The sequence below is a fragment of the Pseudomonas sp. BSw22131 genome (assembly GCF_026810445.1).
In the GTDB taxonomy this organism is placed as follows: Bacteria; Pseudomonadota; Gammaproteobacteria; order Pseudomonadales; family Pseudomonadaceae; genus Aquipseudomonas; species Aquipseudomonas huanghezhanensis.
This window is the reverse complement of record NZ_CP113949.1, coordinates 1985857-2007771: the sequence shown is the minus strand read 5'-3', so window position 1 is coordinate 2007771 and position 21915 is coordinate 1985857. Positions and strand designations below refer to the sequence as shown.

Annotated in this window: 24 protein-coding genes; 2 read left to right on the top strand and 22 right to left on the bottom strand. The window is 60.4% G+C overall.

Annotated features, from left to right (window positions below):
• Window position 1 precedes the first annotated feature (1 nt).
• From ccmI to ccmA, 9 genes are all read right to left on the bottom strand, one after another.
• Window positions 2–1207 carry a c-type cytochrome biogenesis protein CcmI gene (gene ccmI, locus OYW20_RS08975; RefSeq protein ID WP_268800340.1) on the bottom strand — a complete coding sequence of 402 codons (1206 nt, stop codon included), beginning with the start codon at window positions 1205–1207 and terminating at the stop codon, window positions 2–4.
• Window positions 1204–1674, bottom strand: a complete 471-nt coding sequence (locus tag OYW20_RS08970) for a cytochrome c-type biogenesis protein (protein WP_268800339.1) — start codon at window positions 1672–1674, stop codon at window positions 1204–1206. The genes ccmI and OYW20_RS08970 overlap by 4 nt, the downstream gene beginning before the upstream one ends.
• Window positions 1671–2207, bottom strand: a complete 537-nt coding sequence (locus OYW20_RS08965; RefSeq protein ID WP_268800338.1) for a DsbE family thiol:disulfide interchange protein — start codon at window positions 2205–2207, stop codon at window positions 1671–1673. Before OYW20_RS08965 ends, OYW20_RS08970 begins: the two co-directional genes overlap by 4 nt.
• Complete coding sequence (locus OYW20_RS08960; RefSeq protein WP_268800337.1) at window positions 2204–4177, bottom strand: heme lyase CcmF/NrfE family subunit; 1974 nt, start codon at window positions 4175–4177, stop codon at window positions 2204–2206. The genes OYW20_RS08965 and OYW20_RS08960 overlap by 4 nt, the downstream gene beginning before the upstream one ends.
• Window positions 4178–4182: 5 nt before the next feature.
• Window positions 4183–4650 (bottom strand): cytochrome c maturation protein CcmE, encoded by a 468-nt coding sequence (gene ccmE, locus OYW20_RS08955; RefSeq protein ID WP_268800336.1) that lies wholly within the window; start codon window positions 4648–4650, stop codon window positions 4183–4185.
• Entirely contained in the window at window positions 4647–4823 is a 177-nt protein-coding gene (gene ccmD, locus OYW20_RS08950) for a heme exporter protein CcmD (protein WP_268800335.1), read from the bottom strand. The genes ccmE and ccmD overlap by 4 nt, the downstream gene beginning before the upstream one ends.
• Window positions 4820–5608, bottom strand: a complete 789-nt coding sequence (locus OYW20_RS08945; RefSeq protein ID WP_268800334.1) for a heme ABC transporter permease — start codon at window positions 5606–5608, stop codon at window positions 4820–4822. The genes ccmD and OYW20_RS08945 overlap by 4 nt, the downstream gene beginning before the upstream one ends.
• Before the next feature lie 108 nt (window positions 5609–5716).
• Window positions 5717–6388 carry a heme exporter protein CcmB gene (ccmB, locus tag OYW20_RS08940; protein ID WP_268800333.1) on the bottom strand — a complete coding sequence of 224 codons (672 nt, stop codon included), beginning with the start codon at window positions 6386–6388 and terminating at the stop codon, window positions 5717–5719.
• Window positions 6385–7020 carry a cytochrome c biogenesis heme-transporting ATPase CcmA gene (ccmA, locus tag OYW20_RS08935; RefSeq protein ID WP_268800332.1) on the bottom strand — a complete coding sequence of 212 codons (636 nt, stop codon included), beginning with the start codon at window positions 7018–7020 and terminating at the stop codon, window positions 6385–6387. Before ccmA ends, ccmB begins: the two co-directional genes overlap by 4 nt.
• A 166-nt stretch (window positions 7021–7186) precedes the next feature.
• On the opposite strand from ccmA, the gene fliK reads away from it, so the two are divergent.
• Both fliK and OYW20_RS08925 read left to right on the top strand, forming a co-directional pair.
• Complete coding sequence (fliK, locus tag OYW20_RS08930; RefSeq protein WP_268800331.1) at window positions 7187–8785, top strand: flagellar hook-length control protein FliK; 1599 nt, start codon at window positions 7187–7189, stop codon at window positions 8783–8785.
• Complete coding sequence (locus tag OYW20_RS08925) at window positions 8785–9105, top strand: EscU/YscU/HrcU family type III secretion system export apparatus switch protein (protein ID WP_268800330.1); 321 nt, start codon at window positions 8785–8787, stop codon at window positions 9103–9105. The genes fliK and OYW20_RS08925 overlap by 1 nt, the downstream gene beginning before the upstream one ends.
• A gap of 200 nt (window positions 9106–9305) precedes the next feature.
• On the opposite strand, the gene OYW20_RS08920 is transcribed toward OYW20_RS08925, so the two are convergent.
• The 13 genes from OYW20_RS08920 to flhF form a co-directional block, all read right to left on the bottom strand.
• Window positions 9306–9701 (bottom strand): DUF2802 domain-containing protein, encoded by a 396-nt coding sequence (locus OYW20_RS08920; RefSeq protein WP_268800329.1) that lies wholly within the window; start codon window positions 9699–9701, stop codon window positions 9306–9308.
• A complete protein-coding gene (locus OYW20_RS08915; RefSeq protein ID WP_268800328.1) occupies window positions 9702–10181 on the bottom strand; it encodes a chemotaxis protein CheW in 480 nt (159 codons plus the stop codon). It lies immediately after the preceding gene.
• A 72-nt stretch (window positions 10182–10253) separates the two neighbouring features.
• A complete protein-coding gene (locus OYW20_RS08910; protein WP_268800327.1) occupies window positions 10254–11195 on the bottom strand; it encodes a CheW domain-containing protein in 942 nt (313 codons plus the stop codon).
• A gap of 114 nt (window positions 11196–11309) precedes the next feature.
• Window positions 11310–12098, bottom strand: a complete 789-nt coding sequence (locus tag OYW20_RS08905; protein WP_268800326.1) for a ParA family protein — start codon at window positions 12096–12098, stop codon at window positions 11310–11312.
• Between the two features lie 37 nt (window positions 12099–12135).
• Window positions 12136–13017: a flagellar motor protein MotD gene (gene motD / locus OYW20_RS08900; RefSeq protein WP_268800325.1), complete on the bottom strand. Its 882-nt coding sequence runs from the start codon at window positions 13015–13017 to the stop codon at window positions 12136–12138.
• Window positions 13018–13027: 10 nt separating this feature from the next.
• Entirely contained in the window at window positions 13028–13768 is a 741-nt protein-coding gene (locus OYW20_RS08895) for a flagellar motor protein (protein ID WP_268800324.1), read from the bottom strand.
• Window positions 13768–14964, bottom strand: coding sequence for a protein-glutamate methylesterase/protein-glutamine glutaminase (locus OYW20_RS08890; protein ID WP_268800323.1), 1197 nt, complete (start codon window positions 14962–14964; stop codon window positions 13768–13770). Before OYW20_RS08890 ends, OYW20_RS08895 begins: the two co-directional genes overlap by 1 nt.
• Before the next feature lie 49 nt (window positions 14965–15013).
• Window positions 15014–17299 (bottom strand): chemotaxis protein CheA, encoded by a 2286-nt coding sequence (locus tag OYW20_RS08885; RefSeq protein WP_268800322.1) that lies wholly within the window; start codon window positions 17297–17299, stop codon window positions 15014–15016.
• A 121-nt stretch (window positions 17300–17420) separates the two neighbouring features.
• Window positions 17421–18209 (bottom strand): protein phosphatase CheZ, encoded by a 789-nt coding sequence (locus tag OYW20_RS08880; protein WP_268800321.1) that lies wholly within the window; start codon window positions 18207–18209, stop codon window positions 17421–17423.
• Between the two features lie 19 nt (window positions 18210–18228).
• A complete protein-coding gene (locus tag OYW20_RS08875) occupies window positions 18229–18603 on the bottom strand; it encodes a chemotaxis response regulator CheY (RefSeq protein WP_268800320.1) in 375 nt (124 codons plus the stop codon).
• 265 nt (window positions 18604–18868) lie between these two features.
• On the bottom strand, window positions 18869–19609 hold the full coding sequence (gene fliA, locus OYW20_RS08870) for an RNA polymerase sigma factor FliA (protein ID WP_268800319.1): 741 nt from the start codon (window positions 19607–19609) through the stop codon (window positions 18869–18871).
• A complete protein-coding gene (fleN, locus tag OYW20_RS08865) occupies window positions 19606–20439 on the bottom strand; it encodes a flagellar synthesis regulator FleN (RefSeq protein WP_268800318.1) in 834 nt (277 codons plus the stop codon). The genes fliA and fleN overlap by 4 nt, the downstream gene beginning before the upstream one ends.
• A gap of 118 nt (window positions 20440–20557) precedes the next feature.
• On the bottom strand, window positions 20558–21910 hold the full coding sequence (gene flhF / locus OYW20_RS08860; protein WP_268800317.1) for a flagellar biosynthesis protein FlhF: 1353 nt from the start codon (window positions 21908–21910) through the stop codon (window positions 20558–20560).
• Between the last annotated feature and the right edge of the window lie 5 nt (window positions 21911–21915).

Genomic DNA, 21915 nt, shown 5'->3' with positions numbered 1-21915 from the left:
GCTACTTATCGGGGCTATCGATGGTCAAGGCCTGACGTGCAGTCACGTTGCTCGGCAACGGCTGACTGCGACCAATCCACTCACCGGCTGTGGGCTGGCCTGCCCGCGATACCCGGGCAACGAGTTGGACTTCGGGAAAGTTGGACAGTTTCAGCTGCGGCATCATTGCGTCGGCGTCCGTCAGCTCCACGTCCACCGGCAGATCGGCGACTGTCACCCGCTTGACCGCCAGCGGCGCAGGCGGCCCGGACACAGCGCGCGCAAACACGAATACCGTGTCGGTCGGCAGCACCTTGTCTTTGAGCGCATCCGAGAGCGTCACACGCACGCTGAGCGTCGCACTTTTGGCAGACACCACCGGCGTTTCAGTCAGCTTGCCGCCGTTTTGGAGAAGCTTGTCAGCCGCCCTGGCGATCCCGCCCTCAAGGGCCGAACGCGACGGGTCATCAGCCGGCAGCGCGGTCAGCAGGCGTTTCCAGTAATCCACCGCTTCCTGATAGCGCTCACCCTCGAACGCAGCAATCCCCTTGAGCCCAAGACTGGTCACTTCCTTTGGATCAAGCTTCAACGCCTCATCGGACAACGCCTGAATATGCGGCGACCAATGCTTGTTGCCGGCAAAATACAATGCCTGCGCCCACTGTCCGAGCAGCTCGGGCTGACGTCCGGCCAGGCCCACGGCGCGCTCGAACATGGCGGCGGCATCGGCGGGGCGATCCTGAGCCATGTAGGTCCGCGCCAGGAAATAAATCCCTTCGGCCGAATCCGGCTGCGCCTTGACCGCACGCTCAAGACGGCTGGTCATTTCCACCAGCGAACCGGGTGGCTGAGCAAACTCGCGGGTCAGTTCGACCTTGTCACTGGCGCCGAAATGCATATACAGCGCAAACCCCAGCACCGGCACCAGCAACGCAGCGACCAGTGGCAGCGGCTTGCCCAGCCTTGAAACACGCTCAGCTTCAGCGCCTTCGGTATCGGCCAGCAATTCCCGCGCAGCTTCTGCGCGGCCACTGTCCAGCTGCGCCGAGGACAAGACGCCCTCCTCCTGCTGAACCTGCAACTCAGCCACGCGTTCCTGATAGAGCGCGACGTTCAGGGCCGTGCGGTCTTCTTCACGTTGCGCACGACGGCCACGCAAAACGGGAATCAGCAGAAACCCCAAGGCGACCAGCAACAGCAGGCCAGCGGCTAGCCAAAAATCAATCATTCGTGGTTTTTATCCAACAGGTGGGCGAGGCGCTGACGCTCCTCGTCAGAAAGCACTTCGGTGTCTGCAGTACGTTTGGCGCGACGGCGAACGACAATCACCCCAATCAACAACACCCCGCCGAACAACAAGCCAGCCGGACCGAACCACAGCAACCAGGTGCGTGCACTCAACTCAGGCTTGTAACGCACGAACTCGCCGTAACGGTCGACCATGAAGTCGATGATCTGCTGATTGCTCTGGCCTTCGCCAAGCATGCGGTAGATCTCTTTGCGCAGGTCGGCAGCGATGGGCGCGTTGGAGTCGGCGATGTCCTGGTTCTGGCACTTGGGGCAGCGCAGCTCCTTGGTCAAATCGCTGTAGCGTGCGCGCTCGGCCTCGTCCTTGAACGTGTAGGCGTCAATGGCCGCGTGGGCGAGGCCCGCCAGTCCCAGCGTCAGAGCGGCGGCCGCAATCAAACGCCTCATTGCCTGGCCTCATCGACCAGACCCTGGTACTGACCGGCCAGTTTGTCGCGCCAGACCGCTTCGTCGATCACACCGACGTGCTTGTAGCGAATGATGCCCTTGCTGTCGATCAGAAACGTTTCCGGCGCGCCGTAGACTCCCAGGTTCAGGCCCAGACTGCCGGCTTCGTCGCGAATGTTCAGCTGATACGGGTCGTGAAATTCGCTCAGCCACTTCAGCGCGTCGGCGTTGACGTCTTTGTAGTTGATGCCGTAAATCACCACGCCCTGCTGCGCCAGCTTGTTGAGCACCGGATGCTCGACGCGACAGGCGACGCACCAGGTGCCCCAGACGTTGATCAGCGCCGGCTTGCCCAACAGGGTGGCGCGAGTGATGACAGCGCCGCCCTGCACCGCCGGCAACGAAAACTCGGGAAACGGTTTATCGATCAACGCCGACGGCAGTTCCGCCGGGTCAAGGTAGAGCCCTCGATACAGAAAACCCGCCACGCCCAGAAACAGCACCAGCGGAATCAACAACACCCAACGCTTCATACCGCCGCTCCCGACAGGCCCAAGGCGTCACGCACGCGGGCTTTCACTTTGACTCGATAACGCTTGTCCAGCGCCGCCAGTAAACCACCCAGCGCGGTAATCAGCCCGCCGAACCAGATCCAGCGCACGAACGGCTTGACGTGAACCCGCACCGCCCAGGCGCCGTTATCCAGCGGCTCGCCCAGTGCGACGTAGAGGTCACGGGTGAAACCGGCGTCGATACCGGCTTCGGTCATCATCGACTGCTGCACGGTGTAAAGGCGTTTTTCCGGGTGCAGCACAGTGATTTCCTTGCCATCTTCCAGCACCCGGATCGTGCCGCGATCAGACGTGAAATTCGGGCCCTGATAATGCTTCGCGCCCTCGAACACGAACGTATAACCGCCCAGCTCCATCGACTCGCCGGGCGACAGACGCAGGTCGCGCTCGGCGCTGTTCTGGCTCGACAGCACCACACCCAGCGCCAGCACTGCAATACCGATATGCGCCACTTGCATGCCCCAGTAACTGCGGGTCATGGTGCGTGCGCCTTTGAGCAAGCCCTTGTGGCGGGTCTTGTCCAGCAAGTCGCGCGCACCCGCCAGCAACACCCACGCGGCGAGCATGCACGTGGCGAGCACGGCCCAATGGAAATCTTCCATGGCGAACGCCGCAACGGCGCCCAGCACAGCACTGCCCACCAGAACCGGGGCAAGCATGCTGAGCAACCATTTGACCGGTGTGTCCTTCCAACGCACCAGCACCCCGACCGCCATGACTGCCATCAGCAGCGCCATCAACGGCACGAACAGCGCGTTGAAATACGGCGGCCCCACCGACATCTTCTCCCCGCTCAGCGCATCGACCGCCAGCGGATACAGCGTGCCCAGCAGAATCATCGACGCGGCCACCACCAGCACCAGGTTATTGCCCAGCAGCAGCGTTTCCCGCGACCACAGGCCAAAGCCGACATGGCTTTTGACCACCGGCGCGCGCAGGGCGAACAGCGTCAGCGAACCGCCGACCACCATCAGCAGAAAAATCAGGATGAACACGCCGCGCGCAGGGTCCGATGCAAACGCATGCACCGAGGTCAGAACGCCAGAGCGGACCAGGAACGTCCCGAGCAGGCTCAGGGAAAACGCGGCAATGGCCAGCAGCACCGTCCAGCTCTTGAACACGCCACGCTTCTCGGTGACGGCCAGTGAGTGGATCAACGCCGTGCCCACCAGCCATGGCATGAACGAGGCATTTTCAACCGGGTCCCAGAACCACCAGCCGCCCCAGCCAAGCTCGTAATAGGCCCACCACGAGCCCAAGGTGATGCCGATACCGAGGAACGCCCAGGCGACAATCGTCCACGGACGTGACCAGCGTGCCCACGCCGCATCAAGACGCCCACCGAGTAAGGCGGCAATGGCGAAAGCGAACGCCACCGAGAAGCCGACGTATCCCATGTACAGCATGGGCGGATGGACGATCAGGCCGATGTCTTGCAGCAAGGGATTAAGGTCGCGCCCATTGAGCGGGACTTGCGGCAGGATGCGGCTGAACGGATTGGAAGTGAGGATCAGAAACAACAGAAAACCGATGCTGATCATGCCCATTACAGCCAGTACGCGCGCCAGCATGACCTGCGGCAACTGCCGGGAAAATATCGATACCGCAAAGGTCCAGCCGCCCAGAATCAACGCCCAGAGCAACAGCGAGCCTTCGTGAGCACCCCACACCGCGCTGAACTTGTAATACCAGGGCAAGGCACTGTTGGAGTTTTCGGCGATGTAGGCCACGGAAAAATCGTCGACCATGAACGAGTAGGTCAGGCAGCCAAACGAGAACACCAGGAACGCAAACTGCCCCCACGCCGCCGGTTGCGCCAGGCTCATCCACAAACGGTCGCCGCGCCATGCGCCGACCAAAGGCACGACGGCCTGCACGATGGCGAAGCACAGCGCCAGAATCATGGCCAGATGGCCGAGCTCAGGAATCATCGTTTTTAACCCTGTTTGACTGGCATGGAAGACGAACCCGGCGCCGACTGGCCGCTGTCTTTCAAGGCTTTGGTGACTTCGGGCGGCATGTATTTTTCGTCGTGCTTGGCCAGCACTTCATCGGCGACCACCACGCCGTCGGCGTTGAGCTTGCCCAGCGCGACGATGCCCTGCCCTTCACGGAACAGGTCCGGAAGGATCCCACGGTAAGTGATGGTCACCGATTTGTTGAAATCGGTGACCACGAATTTGACGTCCAGCGAGTCGCCGGAACGTTCCAGCGAACCCTTCTCGACCATGCCACCAGCGCGAATCCGCGTGTCGTGCGGCGCTTCGCCGCTGGCGATCTGAGTCGGGGTGTAAAACAGATTGATGTTTTCCTGCAGGGCGCTGAGGGCCAGGGTCACAGCGATGCCGACACCGGCGAGAATCGCCGCGATCACCAACAGTCGCTTTTTGCGCAGCGGATTCACTTATTGCTCTCCCGGCGCAAACGACGCGCCTCTTGTTGCAGGTAACGCCGACGCGACAACAGCGGTGAGGCCACGTTGATGACCAGCACCGCCAGGCATACGCCGTAAGCGGTCCAGACAAACACCGCGTGCTTGCCCATTGACAGAAAGTCAGCGAACGATGCAAAACTCATGACGCTCGCCCTTTCAAACTTTTCAGGACTTCATCCTTGACCCAACTGGCACGGGCTTCGCGCTTGAGCACTTCAAGGCGCATCCGCAGCAACAACACAGCGCCAAAAAAGCAGTAGAAACCCAGCACCGTGAACAACAGCGGCAGCCACATTTCAGCCGGCATCGCGGGCTTCTCGGTCAGGCTGAACGTGGCGCCCTGGTGCAGGGTGCTCCACCACTCCACCGAATATTTGATGATCGGGATGTTGATCACTCCCACGATCGCCAGCACCGCGCAGGCTCTGGCAGCGCTGTCGCGATTGGTGATCGCATTGCCCAGAGCGATCAAACCGAAGTACAGAAACAGCAGAATCAGCATCGAGGTCAGTCGCGCGTCCCACACCCACCATGAGCCCCAGGTCGGTTTACCCCAGATCGCTCCCGTCACCAGCGCCAAAGCGGTCATCCAGGCGCCGATGGGCGCGGCGCATTGCAGCGCGATATCGGCCATCTTCATTTTCCAGACCAGCCCGACCACGCCGCAGACGGCGAGCATCAAGTAGCAGGACTGCGCGAGCATGGCCGAGGGCACATGGATGTAGATGATGCGAAAGCTGTTGCCTTGTTGATAGTCCGGCGGCGCGAAGGCCAGGCCCCAGACCACGCCAAGGCCGATCAACCCTGCGGCGGCGACACTCAGCCAGGGCAGCAGACGCCCGCTGATGCCATAAAACCATTTCGGCGAGCCCAGTTTGTGGAACCAGGCCCAGCTGATGCCGCGTTTAGCGTTGGCGCTTGTGTTCATCACGGTGCCTTTTTCATCACGTCTTCACGGTGCTCTTCAGGGCGCTTCTTATTGCTGAAGCTTGCAGGGTGCGACCAGCAAAAAGCTGTCCACCCGGTCAAAAGCAGATTATTCGCCGACACTGATTTTCAATCCAGCGGCAATTGCAAAGGGGGTCAGGGTTAACGCCAGCGCCATCAGGCTGCCCAGCCAAAGCAGGTAACCGGTGGCGGGCATGCCTTGAAGGGCAGCTTGCAGCGCGCCGCTGCCCAGAATCAGCACCGGGATGTAAAGCGGCAGAATCAACAGCGCCAGCAGCAGGCCGCCGCGTTTGAGCCCGACGGTCAGCGCCGCACCCACAGCGCCGAGCAGGCTCAGGACCGGCGTACCCAGCAACAGGGACAGCAGCAGCACCGGCAAACACTCGGTTGGCAAGCCGAGCATCAACCCCAGCAATGGCGCCAGCAGCACCAGCGCCAACCCGGAAAATGCCCAGTGTGCCAGCACTTTCGCCAACACCAGCAACGCCAGAGGGTGCGGTGAAAGCACCCACTGTTCAAGTGAGCCGTCTTCGAAATCACTGCGAAACAGCCCGTCCAGCGACAACAGCACGGACAACAAGGCTGCAACCCAGAGCAGGCCCGGGGAAAGGGTTTTCAGCAGTTGGGTCTCCGGGCCCACCGCCAACGGAAACAGCGCGATCACAATGGCGAAGAACACCAGCGGATTGAGCAACTCGGCGGGCCTGCGGAACAACAGCCGCGCTTCACGGGCAATCAGTAACGTGAACACATGGCTCATACAGCCCATTGCCCCAGGTCGATATCCGTGTAACGGGCCGGAACGCGGCTCAGCGTGTGGTGCGTGGTCAAGACCACAGTGCCGCCGCCCTCGCAGTGTTCGGCAAGGTGGTGCTCCAGTTGCGCGACGCCGTGCTTATCGAGCGCCGTGAAAGGCTCATCAAGGATCCACAGCAACGGGCCCGGAAGATAAAGACGCGCCAGCGCCACCCGACGTTTCTGCCCGGCCGACAGCGTGTGGCATAGCACGTCTTCAAATCCGCGCAGGCCTGTCGCGTCGAGTGCCTGCCAGATGGCCTGAACGTCGGCGCCTGTGTGCAACGCGCAGAGCCAGGTGAGGTTCTCGACCGGTGTCAGCAGCTCCTTGATGCCCGCTGAATGGCCGATCCACAGCAGATCGTGCGTTTGCTGGGGGTTTTGCGTGTTCGAGGGGGTTGGATGCAAGAGGATCTCGCCTGAGGTCGGCTGCATCAGACCGGACAACAGGCGCAACAGGCTGGTCTTGCCACTGCCGTTGGGGCCGCTGACCTGCAACATGTCGCCCGCCGACAAACGCAGATCGAGATTCTCGAACAGCATTCGCCAGTCGCGCTCGCAAGCAAGCGCCGAGGCTTCCAGGACAGGGATCGGCATGCAGACCTTCTTTTGTGATCGGGAGTGTTCGCCAGGGGTTCAAGTCGCCGCGCGCACGGCCGTTATACTGGTGCAGGTTCACGCTGGCGCTCTGGCCAGGGCCGGCGAGATTATACATGCCATCTCCAGGCACCAAGATGGCAAATTTTTCACAGGTCGGTATTCGATGACAGGCGACATCCCCAATCTTTCTCCGGTTAACGTCGCCACGACCTTGTTGCGCGCCGGGGTGCCACCCGCTCAGGTGCTGCAACTGCTGCAACCGCGTGACGGATTGCTGCCGGTCGGGCAAACCGCCGACGCGCAAGTGGTGAGCCTCAAACAGCTGGATCAGGATTTTCAGTTACTGCTCAAGCTGACGTTGAGCAACGGCCAGCAGACGACGTTTCCCGTCACCAGTTCTTTGCCTTTATCGCCAGGCACTAACGTCAATGTGGCGCAAGGGTCGGCCGACACGCTGACCATCAGCCTCGCCGAGATGCAGAAAGCCACTACCAACAGCCTGACCACGCTCGACACCCGCCAGCTGCCAGTGGGCACGCTGCTGCAGGCCAAAGTCCTGACCTCGCAACTCATCAGCCAATTGACCGGGCAGCCTGTACCGGCGAACTCGGATCAGCCGACGGCGTACCGCTCCATCGTGACTCTGCTCAATACCGCGTTGGCGGGGAGCAATCTGACGGTCGAAAGCCCGCAACCGCTGAAAGCGGGGAGCCTGCTCAGCGCGCAGGTGCAGAGCAGTCAGGCGCTGAATTTCGTGGCACTGCCCAATCGCTTCGATCAATTGGCATTGGCGCAGCAGTTGTCCACGCAACAAAGCCGCCAAGGGTCGCTGCAAGGGTTGTTGGTGACGTTGCAGAACATGGTCGATTCAAGCGACAGCCTACCGGCGTCACTGCGTGCAAGCATCGACCAGTTGTTGGCCGACCTGCCGGATATCCAGCAGATGAGTACCTCAAAAGGGGTGGCTCAGGCGCTGAACGGCAGCGGCTTGTTCATGGAATCGCGGCTGTTGGCGGGGTTGAACCCGACGCTGCTGCCAGACACAAAGGCCAACCTGCTGCGACTGATTTCGCAAATCCTGCCGGGCCTGCCCGACAATGTGGATTACAACGCGGCGGCCGCCGCCAACACGCTGGCGCGCGCGATGCCGAACATGATCAGAAGCGCACTGGGGACGTTGGGCCTGGTTGCGGCACGAACGCCACCGACCAGTTTCCCGCTGCCGCCACGCTCGCTTGGCAGCCCGGAGAACGAAGAAGATCTGGAAACCCTGCTCAAACTGGCCGCTGCCGCTGTCTCGCGCTTGCAGAGCCATCAGCTTGGCGGTCTGGAGCAGACCCGCACCGCCGCCGACGGCACGCAGATCACCAGTTGGCAGTTGGAAATCCCTATGCGCAACGCCCATGACATCGTTCCGTTGCAAGTCAGATTGCAGCGCGAGGACACGCCCGACCGAGAAGAGGCCAAAGACGAGCGCGAGGTCAGGGAAAAGGAAAAGCTCTGGCGTGTGGAGCTGGCGTTTGATCTGGAGCCGCTGGGGCCGTTGCAGGTTCAGGCGCAATTGGTCGGCGGCAGCTTGTCGAGTCAGTTATGGGCCGAGCGCGTCGCCAGCGCGGCCTTGATCGACCGTGAACTTGAGAATCTAAGAACGCGACTGGTGGCCTGCGGCTTGAACGTGGGCGAACTGGCGTGTAACACCGGCGTCCCGCCGCAAGGTGCGCGCACGGTACTTGAACAACGCTGGATCGACGAGAACGCCTGATGAGTGCATTCAACGCCCCTCCCCGTCAGGTCGTGGCCCTCAATTATGACGGCCATCAAGCGCCCACATTGACCGCCAAAGGCGACGACGCGCTTGCGGAGGCGATCCTGGCGATCGCCCGCGAGTACAAAGTCCCCATCTACGAAAACGCCGAGCTGGTGAAACTGCTGGCACGCATGGAACTGGGCGACAGCATCCCGGAAGCGTTGTACCTGACCATCGCCGAAATAATCGCCTTCGCCTGGCACCTGAAGGGCAAGTTCCCGGCGGAGCATGACCCGGATGCAGGCCCGGTCGAACGAGACATTACCCCGCGTTGATACCGGCATTAAATGCAAACCAGCTGTAGAGCCCACTTGTTGGCGAGACGTCTTTGCGGCCGAACCCCCACTGGCGCCACGCGAATGAATTCGCGCCTACAGGGTGACCGCATCGGTCAGCGAGCTTCGCGGGCAAGTCGGGATACCGCCCACTCCAACAGTTCTGATTCGATGGACCTGCCGACACGCCGGCGGAACCGTCAACCGTTGCCGTGCATCTTGGTCATCAGTTGGGCTTCGGCCTGGGTCAGGCCGCAGGATTGGGTGAGTTCGTCGACGCTGGCGCCCATCGTCACCAAGCGCGCGGCCTGGGCGAAGGACAAGGTAGACGGATCGCGCTGTTCAAGGATGGTGATCTTGTCCGGTAGCGGCGCGACGGTGGCGCGCAGCTCGTGCAGTTCCTCACCCATGCGGATCGTGCCACCCTGATAATTCTCAAGGCGTCGGGCCAATTCGCGGATGCGCTGATCACGCAGCGAGTCGGCTTCGACCTGCTGCGTGGCGAGCGTGCGCTGACGTTTGGTGTGGCCCATGAACATCGCAATGGTCACGACCCACAATACCGCCAGAAAAATGACCGCAACCTCTAAAATCAATCAGATGCTCTCCAGCTCGGACCACTCTTCTTCGGACATCATCTTGTCCAGTTCCACGAGGATCAGCAGCTCTCCATTCTTGTTGCAGACGCCCTGAATGAACTTGGCCGACTCATCGTTACCGACGTTTGGCGCGGTTTCGACTTCCGACTGACGCAGGTAAACCACTTCGGCAACGCTGTCGACCATGATCCCGACCACTTGCTTGTCGGCCTCGATGATCACGATACGCGTGTTGTCGCTGACTTCAACAGGAGACAGACCAAAGCGCTGACGGGTGTCGATGACCGTCACCACATTGCCGCGCAGGTTGATGATACCCAGCACGTAGCTCGGCGCACCCGGGACCGGCGCGATCTCCGTATAACGCAGCACTTCCTGAACCTGCATCACGTTGATGCCGTAGGACTCGTTGTCCAGGCGGAAAGTGACCCACTGCAGAATCGGATCTTCGGAACCCTGTGCTGACGACTTCTTCATAACCCCAACCCCTTGCCTATTGTGCTGTGAGGACGGCGTTGCGTACGCCGACCTGTGTTTATTTGATGATTTTTACTTGAGAGTCTGCACTTGCTTGACCGCACCGCTGGCGATCAATTCTGCCAACTCGGAAACATCCAGTAGCGCGCACATGTGCTCGATCACCGTGCCCGCAAGCCAGGGACGCTGGCCGCGGTGTGAGCGCCATTTGATCTCCTCCGGGTCCAGACGCAGCGAACGGCTGACTGAATGCACCGCCAGCCCCCACTCGTAACCCTGAACCGAAATCACGTATTGAAGCCCCTGACGAAAATCGTCGCGGTAGCGGTCCGGCATGATCCAGCGCGCCGTGTCGAGCACCTTCAGATTGCCGGCCTGGCTGGGCAGAATCCCCAAAAACCAGTCAGGCTGACCGAACAGCGGCGTTAACTCATGGCCGGCCAACGGGTAAATGGAACCCAGGCACACCAGCGGCACCGCCAACGTCAATCCGGCGACGTCGAACAGCAGGCATTCAAACGGCTCCTCGGCCCAGTCCGGGCGCGCATCTGGCCTCGGCGGTGGCGTCGGGTTGCGCTGCGAGGGCAGATGAACCTCAACCACCGGCTCTACCAGCGCAATACTTGGCGCCACCGGCTTGATGTCTGGAACGAAAGCCTCGATGTCCGGAATCGCAGGCACCGTGATCGGCGGACTGATGATTACCGGCGCTTCTGCAACACGAGCGATGACCGGCGCGACGACCGTAACGGGCCGCCTGACCGGCACAGCATCCGCCATCAACACGCCTGCCATTACCGGTGCAGGGGTTGCCGCCGCGATGGCAACGGCCACCGGCTTGGCGAGTGCACGCAAACGCGCGTCGTGTGCTTGTTCTTCGCGCACGGCGGCTTCGAAATCGTCAACTTCTGCCGGCTCGGCCAGCAATTCCTCGGTCGCTTCCTGAAGCAACGCATCCAGGTAAGTCTGCAGCGCCAGTTGCGGTCGTGATGCGATGTCCAGGGGGCGGTTCATAGTGGAGCCCGAAAATAAGTGATGCGATTGCCGCCTGAAGTGTTTATCGGCCGAACTGCCAGCGGACTTGAATGCGTCAGCATGCGGCACGGCAATAAGTGATAAGCGGCCACGTCACGCCACCTGCCCGACAAGTTGTTCGGTCAGCATGTGCTTGAGCAACGCACGGTAAGCCAGCACGCCACGACTTTTGTTGTCGAACTGTGAAGGCGTCATGCCTGCGCGGCTGGCGTCACGCAGGCGCGTGTCGACCGGGATATAAGCATTCCAGACGTGTTCCGGAAAGCTGTCGCGCAGCTGCCTGAGGGTACTCATCGAGGCCTGGGTGCGGCGGTCGAACAAAGTCGGGACAATCGTGTATGGCAGCGGCACTTTGCGCGAGCGGTTGATCATCGCCAGCGTATTGACCATGCGCTCAAGGCCTTTAACGGCCAGAAATTCTGTCTGCACCGGGATCGCCAACTGCTGGCTGGCCGCCAGCGCATTGACCATCAGCACGCCAAGCAATGGCGGGCTGTCTATGATCGCGTAATCAAAATCCTGCCACAGCTGCGCCAGACTTTTGGCAATCACCAGGCCGAGCCCGCTCTGTCCTGGCGATTGACGCTCAAGGGTGGCCAGTGCGGTGCTCGAAGGCAGGAGCGAAATACGCTGATCGCTGGTCGGCAGCAGCAATTGACCGGGCAAGCCGTCAGGCACCACGCCCTTGTGCAAAAACAGATCGAAACAGCTGTGCTCCAGCTCATCGGGGTTATGACCGAAGTAGCTGGTCATCGAGCCATGCGGGTCTAGGTCTACAACGACCACGCGCTTGCCCGACTCAGCCAGTAGACCGGCTAACGCGATTGCAGTGGTGGTCTTACCGACTCCACCTTTCTGATTGGCAACTGCCCACACTCTCATGTTTCGTTTTTCCCCCCGGCCGTGCGACCAGGACTGACTATGGGGCGGATGACGAAGATTTGACGCCTTGCGCCGGCTTGGCTGGTGCTGGTGCAGTTTGTGTGCCAGCACGACGCAATGCCGCGTCGGGTTTTGCATTGGCCGCAGTGCCTGAACCGGTCAGGCTGCGACGCACGTCCAGATTGCGTGAAATCACCAGCACCACGCGACGATTCCGGCCGCGGCCATCAGCCGTAGCGTTCGAGGCCAACGGTTGGAATTCGCCATACCCCACCGACGCCAGACGCGCTGGATTGATGCCATCCATTGCCAGCATGCGCACGATGCTCGAGGAGCGGGCCGAGGACAATTCCCAGTTACTCGGAAACTGGCCCGTGTTGATGGGCTGATTGTCCGTAAACCCTTCGACGTGGATCGGGTTGTCGAACGGCTTGACGATCTTTGCCACTTTATCGATCAGGTCGAAGGCCTGATCACTGGGCATCGCGTCGCCGCTGCCGAACAGCAGACTGGAGTTGAGTTCGATCTCGATCCACAGCTCATTACCGCGCACGGTCATCTGCTTGGAGGCGATCAAATCGCCGAACGCCGCGTTGACGTCATCGGCAATGGACTTCAATGGATCCTGAGCGCCCTGCCCCAGCGCGGCATCCGTCTGCTCGCTGTCGATCACCAGTGGATCGGCCGGAGTGACGGTCCGCGGCTTCTGCTCGCCAATGGGGATCGGCTTGACGCTGCGCTCAGGCTCGTTGAACACCCCGACCAACGCTTCGGAGAGCAATTTATACTTGCCTTCGTTGAGTGAAGAAATCGAGTACATGACCACGAAAAACGCGAACAGCAAGGTGATGAAATCCGCGTAGGACACCAGCCAGCGTTCGTGATTTTCGTGCTCTTCGTGACGCCTGCGTCGGGCCATGGTCAGTTGATCACTCCATGAAGCCCTGAAGCTTCAATTCGATTGACCGCGGGTTCTCGCCTTCGGCAATCGACAGCAAACCTTCCAGCAGCATTTCGCGATAACGCGATTGACGCACAGCCACGGACTTGAGCTTGTTGGCCACCGGCAGCAGGATCAGGTTGGCCAAGGCCACGCCGTAAATGGTCGCCACAAATGCGACGGCGATTCCGCTGCCCAACTGATTGGGATCGGCAAGATTACCCATCACGTGAATCAGCCCCATCACCGCACCGATGATGCCCACGGTCGGCGCATAGCCGCCCATGCTTTCGTAGACTTTGGCGGCCTGGATATCGCGGGTTTCCTGGGTGATGAAATCCACCTCGAGAATGCCGCGAATGGTTTCCGGTTCAACGCCATCGACCAGCAACTGCAGGCCTTTTCGCGAGTAGGGATCGGGTTCGGAGTCGGCCACCGACTCAAGACCGAGCAGGCCTTCCTTGCGCGCGGTCAGGCTCCAGTTGATCACGCGATCAATACCGCCCGCCATGTCGATGCGGGGCGGAAACAGAATCCACAAAAAGATCTGGATCGCTCGCTTGAACGCGCTCATGGGCGTCTGCAAAAGGCACGCCGCGAGGGTGCCGCCAAGCACGATCAACGCTGCCGGGCCGTTGAGCAAGGCGCCCAGATGCCCACCTTCGAGAAAATTACCGCCGATAATCGCAACGAACGCGAGGATGATCCCGATCAGGCTCAACACATCCATCAGATGCACGCCTCGACGAGGTGGCGTCCGATGTCATCGAGGCTGTAGACCGCGTCCGCCAGATTGGCTTTGACGATGGCCATCGGCATGCCGTAAATCACGCAACTGGCCTCGTCTTGCGCCCAGATGTGGCTGCCGCCCTGCTTGAGCAGACGCGCACCTTCACGCCCGTCGGCGCCCATTCCGGTCAACACCACGGCCAGCACTTTGTCGCCGTAGGATTTGGCGGCAGAGCCGAAGGTGATGTCCACGCACGGCTTGTAATTGAGGCGCTCGTCGCCCGGCAGGATTTTCACCGCGCCACGTCCATCCACCATCATCTGTTTGCCGCCGGGTGCCAACAAGGCCAGGCCGGGACGCAGCACGTCTCCGTCTTCGGCTTCCTTGACGCTGATGCGGCACAGCTTGTCCAGACGCTCGGCGAACGCCTTGGTGAAGGCGGCGGGCATGTGCTGAATCAACACGATGGGCGCTGGAAAGTTGGCCGGCAATTGTGTCAGCACGCGCTGCAATGCAACCGGGCCGCCTGTGGACGTGCCAATCGCAACCAGTTTGTAGGCTTTGCGTTTGGGTGCCGGTGACGATGGCGCGTGCGAGGCGGTTGAATGACTGGCGCTGTGGCTGGACGCATGACTAGGCGCAGAAGCCGCAGCACGCGGCGCTGGCGCAGGGCGTGGGGTAACGGGCGAGTTGTGCAGCGCGCTGCTCGCAGACGCTGAACTGGAACTGGAACTGGAAGGCGATGGCGCGTGAGCCGGCGTCGGCGTCGGCGTGCTGCCGTAGCTGGAAGAACGACGGTTGCTCCGGGAAATGGTGTGGACCTTTTCACAGAGCATCTGCTTGACCTTTTCGGGGTTGCGCGAGATGTCTTCGAAATTTTTCGGCAGAAAATCAACCGCGCCAGCATCGAGCGCGTCGAGGGTCACGCGGGCGCCTTCGTGCGTCAGCGAGGAGAACATCAGTACCGCCGTCGGGCAGCGCTGCATGATGTGCCGAACCGCCGTAATGCCATCCATCATCGGCATTTCGTAGTCCATGGTAATCACATCAGGCTTGAGAGCCAGAGCTTGCTCAATGGCTTCCTTGCCATTGGTTGCAGTGCCAACTACTTGAATCGTGGGATCTGAAGAGAGAATTTCCGAGACGCGGCGACGGAAAAACCCTGAATCGTCGACCACCAAGACCTTGACTGCCATAAACACTCCATAGAGCGAAACGGGCCTGAAGCGGCCCGCTCACCTAGAATCAGATACGCCGTGCGGCGTAACGCTTGAGCATGCTCGGTACGTCAAGGATCAACGCAATGCGGCCATCACCTGTGATGGTGGCGCCCGACATACCCGGCGTACCCTGCAACATCTTGCCCAGCGGCTTGATCACCACCTCTTCCTGGCCCACCAGTTGATCGACGACAAAGCCGATGCGCTGGGTGCCAACCGTAAGAATCACCACGTGGCCTTCGTGCTGCTCTTCGTGAGCAGCGGAGCTGACCAGCCAGCGCTTGAGGTAGAACAGCGGCAGTGCCTTGTCCCGAACGATCACCACTTCCTGGCCATCGACGACATTGGTGGTCGACAGGTTGAGGTGGAAGATTTCATTGACGTTGACCAGCGGGAACGCAAACGCCTGGTTGCCCAGCATCACCATCAGCGTCGGCATGATCGCGAGCGTCAGCGGCACCTTGATGACGATCTTCGAGCCCTGTCCTTTGGTCGAGTAGATATTGATCGAGCCATTGAGCTGGGAAATCTTGGTTTTCACCACGTCCATGCCCACACCACGGCCCGACACGTCGGAAATCTCGGTCTTGGTCGAGAAGCCCGGCGCGAAGATCAGGTTGTAGCAGTCGCTGTCGCTCAGTCGGTCGGCGGCGTCTTTGTCCATCACGCCACGCTTGACGGCGATTGCGCGCAGTACTACCGGGTCCATGCCCTTGCCGTCATCGGAAATCGACAACAGGATGTGGTCGCCTTCCTGCTCCGCCGAGAGCACCACGCGACCGCCACGGGACTTGCCCGACGCCTCGCGCTCTTCCGGCAATTCAATGCCGTGGTCCACGGCGTTACGCACCAAGTGGACCAGCGGATCGGCCAGCGCCTCGACCAGGTTTTTGTCCAGGTCGGTTTCTTCGCCTACAAGTTCCAGGTTGATTTCTTTCTTCAACTGCCGCGCCAGATCGCGGACCAGTCGAGGGAAGCGGCCGAAGACTTTCTTGATCGGCTGCATCCGGGTCTTCATCACCGCGGTTTGCAGGTCAGCCGTCACCACGTCCAGATTGGACACAGCTTTGGACATAGCTTCATCAGCGCTGTTGGCACCCAGGCGCACCAGGCGGTTACGCACCAGCACCAGTTCGCCGACCATGTTCATGATTTCGTCCAGCCGTGCGGTGTCAACGCGCACGGTGGTTTCTGCTTCAGACGGACCAGGCTTCTCGGAAGCCGGCGCGGCTGCTTTGACCGGCGCGGGGGCAGGCTTGGCAACTGGGGCGGCAGCCGCCGCTTTGGCCGGTTCGGCCTTGGCAGGCTCGGCTTTCGCCGGCTCAGGTTTCTTGACAGGCGCAGCGGTGGCGGCAGCTGTCGCTACCGCTGGCTCGAACTTGCCTTTGCCGTGCAATTGGTCCAGCAGGTCTTCGAATTCGTTATCGCTGATTTCGTCCGACGGCTTGCCACTTGACGACGCAGCCGGAGCAGCGGGCTTGGCAAGTGCGGCAGGCGTTGCAGCGGCTGGCGGGGTATTGGCGCCCGCGTCAGCTGAAAACGTACCTTTGCCATGCAGTTGATCGAGCAGCGATTCGAATTCATCGTCGGTGATTTCATCGGAAGACTTGCTGACCACCGGTGCAGCAGGCGCCGGGGTTGCAACAGCATCCACCGCGAACTGACCTTTGCCATGCAGTTGATCAAGCAGCGACTCGAACTCGGCGTCCGTGATGTCATCGCTTGAACCGGCAGCAGGGGCAGAAGCCGCCACCACCGGCGTTACCGGCGCTGCACTGAGTGTCGGGGCACCGGCCGCCTGGGCCTTGACCGCATTCAGCGAGTCCAGCAGTTGTTCGAATTCGTCGTCAGTGATGTCATCGGATGGCGCTTCAGCCACTGGTTCGACCTCAACCGGAGCGGCCGCGACTTCATCGGCAGAAGCAGGCTCTGCCAGACGTGCCAGCGCTGCCAGCAGCTCTGGCGTTGCCGGGGTGACTTGAGTGCGCTCACGCACTTCACCGAACATACTGTTGACGGCGTCAAGCGCTTCAAGGACCACGTCCATGAGTTCGGCGTCCACTCGACGCTCGCCTTTGCGCAAGATGTCGAAGACGTTTTCGGCGATGTGGCAGCATTCAACCAGCTCATTGAGTTGGAGGAAGCCAGCGCCCCCTTTTACAGTGTGGAAACCGCGAAAAATTGCATTGAGCAGGTCCGCATCGTCCGGTCGGCTTTCCAGCTCGACCAACTGCTCTGACAACAGCTCGAGAATCTCGCCGGCCTCTACCAGAAAATCCTGAAGGATTTCTTCATCGGCGCCGAAGCTCATTGGGGGGGTGCTCCTAAAATTAACCGTCAACCGATCCAGGTCTTGCGCTGAGTCGCCAGTGGCAGAGCCTGATGCGGTCAAACAACACGCAGCAGGCTCATAACCTCTTCTTACTGAGAACCTAGAAACCCAGGCTGGATAGCAGATCGTCTACATCATCCTGACCGGATACGACGTCTTCACGTTTATCGGCATGAATCTGCGGACCTTCACCCTTGGAATGAAGTTTTTCTTGTTCTTTTTCCTGACGGAACACTTCCTGGTCATGTTCGATGCCGGCAAAGCGATCGACCTGACTGGCCATGAGCACCAGCTTGAGCAGATTGCTCTCCACTTCGGTCACCAACTGGGTGACGCGCTTGATCACCTGACCAGTGAGATCCTGGTAATCCTGGGCCAGCAAAATGTCGTTGAGGTGGCCGGCGACTTCATGGGTCTCCGTCTCGCTGCGCGTCAGGAAAACATCGACACGTCGCGCCAGATCACGAAATTCATCGGCACTGATCTCGCGACGCATGAAGCGCCCCCAGTCGACGCTCAATGCTTTTGCGTCAGCCGTGAGTCCGTGCATCAGCGGGGTGCTTTGCTCGACCAGATCCATCGTGCGGTTGGCAGCGTTCTCAGTCAGCCTGACCACGTAACCAAGACGTTCGGTGGCATCAGTGATCTGCGAGACTTCCTCGGCTTGCGGCATGTGCGGGTCAATCTGGAAATTGACGATTGCACTGTGCAGCTCGCGCGTCAGCTTGCCGACTTCCTGATACAGGCCTCGGTCGCGGGTCTGGTTAAGCTCATGGATAAGTTGCACGGCTTCGCCGAATTTGCCTTTTTCAAGGCTCTCGACCAGCTCCTGTGCGTGTTTCTTCAGGGTCGACTCAAAGTCACCCATTGACGAATCTTTGGAATCCATAGCGCCCTCGCAGCGAACATCAGCTATTGACGCGCTCGAATATCTTCTCGATTTTTTCTTTCAGAACTTGCGCCGTGAAAGGCTTGACCACATATCCGTTAACGCCTGCCTGAGCAGCTTCGATGATCTGCTCACGCTTGGCTTCAGCGGTGACCATCAATACCGGCAGACTGCGCAGACGCTCATCGGCACGCACCTGACGCAACAAGTCGATACCGGACATGCCAGGCATGTTCCAGTCAGTGACCAGAAAGTCAAAGGAGCCGCTTTGCAGCATGGGCAATGCGGTCATGCCGTCATCCGCTTCGGCCGTGTTGGTGAACCCAAGGTCACGCAACAGGTTTTTTATGATCCGCCGCATCGTTGAGAAGTCATCAACGATGAGGATTTTCATGTTCTTGTCCAATTCGACCTCCAAGCAGTCTTTAACGCGTCCAGCACCTGGACGCGCGTTCAATCAAAACCGGCACAGTTCCTTGACCGGGCTGTACGAAACGACGACGGGCTTGGCAAATCAACAGACGTGAAGTACGGCGCGACGCACGCGATATGCGCCTGTGCTGACCGGCTCCAGCCTTGTCTCTCTTGTTTCCCACGAACGCTCTGCACAGCCGGCTTTACAGGCAACACGGACCCAAAAAGGTCCGCCGCGTTGCCTGTCAACGCGCTCGCCACTCTCCCAAACGCCCTCGCAAACGAGCTGCGCACTGGCTATGTAACTGACTGACACGCGATTCGCTGACCCCCAGGACCTCACCGATTTCCTTGAGGTTCAGCTCTTCGTCGTAGTACAGCGCCAACACCAGCCGTTCACGCTCTGGCAGGTTGGCAATGGCATCGGCCAACGCGCTCTGGAAACGCTCGTCTTCCAGATCACGCGACGGCTCGAGCGACTGGCTTGCGCCGTCCTCGTGCAGCCCTTCATGTTCGCCGTCCTGCAGGAGGTCGTCGAAACTGAACAATCGGCTGCCCAAGGTATCGTTCAAAATCCCGTAATAATCATCGAGACTCAATTGGAGTTCGGCCGCAACCTCGTGATCTTTAGCATCACGACCTGTTTTTGCTTCAATTGCCCGAATCGCGTCACTGACCATGCGCGTATTGCGATGCACCGAACGCGGCGCCCAGTCACCTTTGCGCACTTCGTCGAGCATCGCGCCGCGGATACGAATCCCGGCGTAGGTCTCAAAACTCGCGCCTTTGGTGGAGTCGTACTTGGTCGAGACTTCGAGCAGACCGATCATGCCGGCCTGGATCAGATCTTCGACCTGCACGCTGGCTGGCAGACGCGCCAGCAAGTGGTAGGCGATCCGCTTGACCAGAGGCGCGTAGCGCTCGATCAGCTCGTATTGGGAATCACGGGATGATTTGCTGTACATGCGATACCCACTTGCTGTCATGACACAGGCCCCGCGCTGGTTTGATGCACCAGACGTTCGACGAAAAATTCCAGATGCCCGCGCGGATTGGCCGGCAACGGCCAGGTGTCCACCTTCTGCGCAATGGCTTTGAACGCCAGTGAGCATTTGGAGCGCGGGAACGCCTCATACACCGCACGCTGCTTCTGCACAGCCTTGCGTACGCACTCGTCGTAAGGCACGGCGCCGACGTACTGCAAAGCAACGTCGAGGAAGCGGTCCGTGACCTTGGTCAGCTTGGCGAACAGGTTGCGGCCTTCCTGCGGGCTTTGCGCCATGTTGGCCAGCACGCGGAAACGGTTCATGCCGTGGTCGCGGTTGAGCAATTTGATCAGCGCGTAGGCATCGGTGATCGAAGTCGGCTCGTCACACACTACCAGCAATACTTCCTGGGCTGCGCGTACGAAGCTGACCACCGACTCGCCAATCCCGGCAGCGGTGTCGATCACCAGCACGTCGAGGTTGTCGCCGATGTCGCTGAAAGCCTGAATCAAGCCGGCGTGTTGCGCAGGCGTCAGGTGAACCATGCTCTGCGTGCCCGACGCCGCCGGTACGATGCGGATGCCGCCCGGGCCTTGCAGCAGGACGTCACGCAGCTCGCACCGGCCTTCGATGACATCGGCCAGGGTGCGTTTAGGGGTAAGACCCAGTAGAACGTCAACGTTGGCCAGACCCAGATCGGCGTCCATCAACATGACGCGGCGACCAAGCTCGGCCAGTGCCAGTGAGAGGTTCACCGACACGTTCGTCTTGCCTACGCCGCCTTTACCACCGGTCACTGCGATAACCTGTACGGGATGCATGCTGCCCATGTTAATTGTTTACCTTGTCTTGCTTAGACCTAAGCCACATGTCGGGCTGCACGTTCGTTGTTTGAACAATGCCTGGCAGACCATCTAGGTGGGTGTATTCCAGTGTCATATTCTTCACCTAACCCACACGCTTGCCTGGGTTGTGATAAAGATCCGCAAACATATCAGCCATTGCTTCCTCGCTCGGCTCCTCCTGCATCTGCACGCTGACCGCTCGACTCACCAACTGGTGCCGGCGCGGCAAATGCAGATCATCCGGTATCCGTGGACCATCGGTGAGATAGGCCACAGGCAACTCGTGACTGATCGCCAGGCTCAACACCTCTCCGAGGCTGGCGGTTTCGTCGAGCTTGGTCAGGATGCACCCGGACAGGCCGCAACGCTTGTAACTGTGATACGCCGCCGTCAGCACCTGCTTCTGGCTGGTGGTGGCGAGTACCAGATAATTGCGCGACTTGATGCCACGCCCTGCAAGGCTTTCGAGCTGCATGCGCAGTGCTGGATCGCTGGCTTGCAGGCCTGCGGTGTCGATCAGCACCACGCGTTTGCGCAGCAGCGGCTCCAGCGCCTGAGCCAGTGACTGGCCCGGATCGACGTGGGTTACCGGAACATTCAAGATGCGTCCCAGAGTCTTGAGTTGCTCCTGGGCGCCGATACGAAAACTGTCCATGCTCACCAGCGCGATGTTCTGCGAGCCGTATTTGAGTACGTAGCGGGCCGCGAGCTTGGCCAGCGTGGTGGTCTTGCCCATGCCGGCAGGACCGACCATGGCAATCACACCGCCCTCTTCCAGAGGCTCTATCTCGGGGGTCGCGATCATACGGGCCAGATGCGCCAGAAGCATGCGCCAGGCGTGCTGCTGATCGTCGGTGTTGGGCACCATCGCCAGCAGGTCGCGAGACAACGGGCCGGACAGACCGACGCGTTGCAGGCGACGCCACAGATTGGCCTGCGACGGGCGACTGCCTTGCAGCTGATTCCATGCCAGTGAGCCCAGCTGTACTTCCAGCAACTCGCGCAGGCCATTCAATTCAGAACGCATCGATTCATAGGCGCGCTGACCGACCGCAGGCTCGCTCACGGCAGCGCGCTCTGCACGCTCAGCGGCGATGGCCGCGTGTACCGAAGGGCGGAACGGCTCGTCCAGCGTAGGCTCGATGTGTTTGTCGTCAGCGCTCAGCGGCAAGCCGGCGAACAGTTGGCGATTAACCGAAGCGTCCACTTCGCCACCGCCGCCCAGCTCAGCTTGAGCCGACACGATGCGCGACTGTGTCTTACGCAGTTCGTCTTCAAGTTCGATGTTCGGCACGCGCGGCGCCAGGGCCGACAGCTTGTAATCCAGCGCGGCAGTCAGTTCCACGCCACCTGCAATCCGCCGGTTACCGATGATGGCCGCCTCGGCGCCCAATTCATCACGAACCAGTTTCATGGCTTGTCGCATATCGGCGGCGAAAAAACGCTTAACTTGCATGACTC

Coding starts and splice junctions, on each gene's coding strand:
- ccmI (WP_268800340.1), bottom strand. CDS start 1,207: ATGATTGATTTTTGGCTAGCCGCTGGCCTGCTGTTGCTGGTCGCCTTG.
- OYW20_RS08970 (WP_268800339.1), bottom strand. CDS start 1,674: ATGAGGCGTTTGATTGCGGCCGCCGCTCTGACGCTGGGACTGGCGGGC.
- OYW20_RS08965 (WP_268800338.1), bottom strand. CDS start 2,207: ATGAAGCGTTGGGTGTTGTTGATTCCGCTGGTGCTGTTTCTGGGCGTG.
- OYW20_RS08960 (WP_268800337.1), bottom strand. CDS start 4,177: ATGATTCCTGAGCTCGGCCATCTGGCCATGATTCTGGCGCTGTGCTTC.
- ccmD (WP_268800335.1), bottom strand. CDS start 4,823: ATGAGTTTTGCATCGTTCGCTGACTTTCTGTCAATGGGCAAGCACGCG.
- OYW20_RS08945 (WP_268800334.1), bottom strand. CDS start 5,608: ATGAACACAAGCGCCAACGCTAAACGCGGCATCAGCTGGGCCTGGTTC.
- ccmB (WP_268800333.1), bottom strand. CDS start 6,388: ATGAGCCATGTGTTCACGTTACTGATTGCCCGTGAAGCGCGGCTGTTG.
- ccmA (WP_268800332.1), bottom strand. CDS start 7,020: ATGCCGATCCCTGTCCTGGAAGCCTCGGCGCTTGCTTGCGAGCGCGAC.
- fliK (WP_268800331.1), top strand. CDS start 7,187: ATGACAGGCGACATCCCCAATCTTTCTCCGGTTAACGTCGCCACGACC.
- OYW20_RS08925 (WP_268800330.1), top strand. CDS start 8,785: ATGAGTGCATTCAACGCCCCTCCCCGTCAGGTCGTGGCCCTCAATTAT.
- OYW20_RS08915 (WP_268800328.1), bottom strand. CDS start 10,181: ATGAAGAAGTCGTCAGCACAGGGTTCCGAAGATCCGATTCTGCAGTGG.
- OYW20_RS08910 (WP_268800327.1), bottom strand. CDS start 11,195: ATGAACCGCCCCCTGGACATCGCATCACGACCGCAACTGGCGCTGCAG.
- OYW20_RS08905 (WP_268800326.1), bottom strand. CDS start 12,098: ATGAGAGTGTGGGCAGTTGCCAATCAGAAAGGTGGAGTCGGTAAGACC.
- motD (WP_268800325.1), bottom strand. CDS start 13,017: ATGGCCCGACGCAGGCGTCACGAAGAGCACGAAAATCACGAACGCTGG.
- OYW20_RS08895 (WP_268800324.1), bottom strand. CDS start 13,768: ATGGATGTGTTGAGCCTGATCGGGATCATCCTCGCGTTCGTTGCGATT.
- OYW20_RS08890 (WP_268800323.1), bottom strand. CDS start 14,964: ATGGCAGTCAAGGTCTTGGTGGTCGACGATTCAGGGTTTTTCCGTCGC.
- OYW20_RS08885 (WP_268800322.1), bottom strand. CDS start 17,299: ATGAGCTTCGGCGCCGATGAAGAAATCCTTCAGGATTTTCTGGTAGAG.
- OYW20_RS08880 (WP_268800321.1), bottom strand. CDS start 18,209: ATGGATTCCAAAGATTCGTCAATGGGTGACTTTGAGTCGACCCTGAAG.
- OYW20_RS08875 (WP_268800320.1), bottom strand. CDS start 18,603: ATGAAAATCCTCATCGTTGATGACTTCTCAACGATGCGGCGGATCATA.
- fliA (WP_268800319.1), bottom strand. CDS start 19,609: ATGACAGCAAGTGGGTATCGCATGTACAGCAAATCATCCCGTGATTCC.
- fleN (WP_268800318.1), bottom strand. CDS start 20,439: ATGGGCAGCATGCATCCCGTACAGGTTATCGCAGTGACCGGTGGTAAA.
- flhF (WP_268800317.1), bottom strand. CDS start 21,910: ATGCAAGTTAAGCGTTTTTTCGCCGCCGATATGCGACAAGCCATGAAA.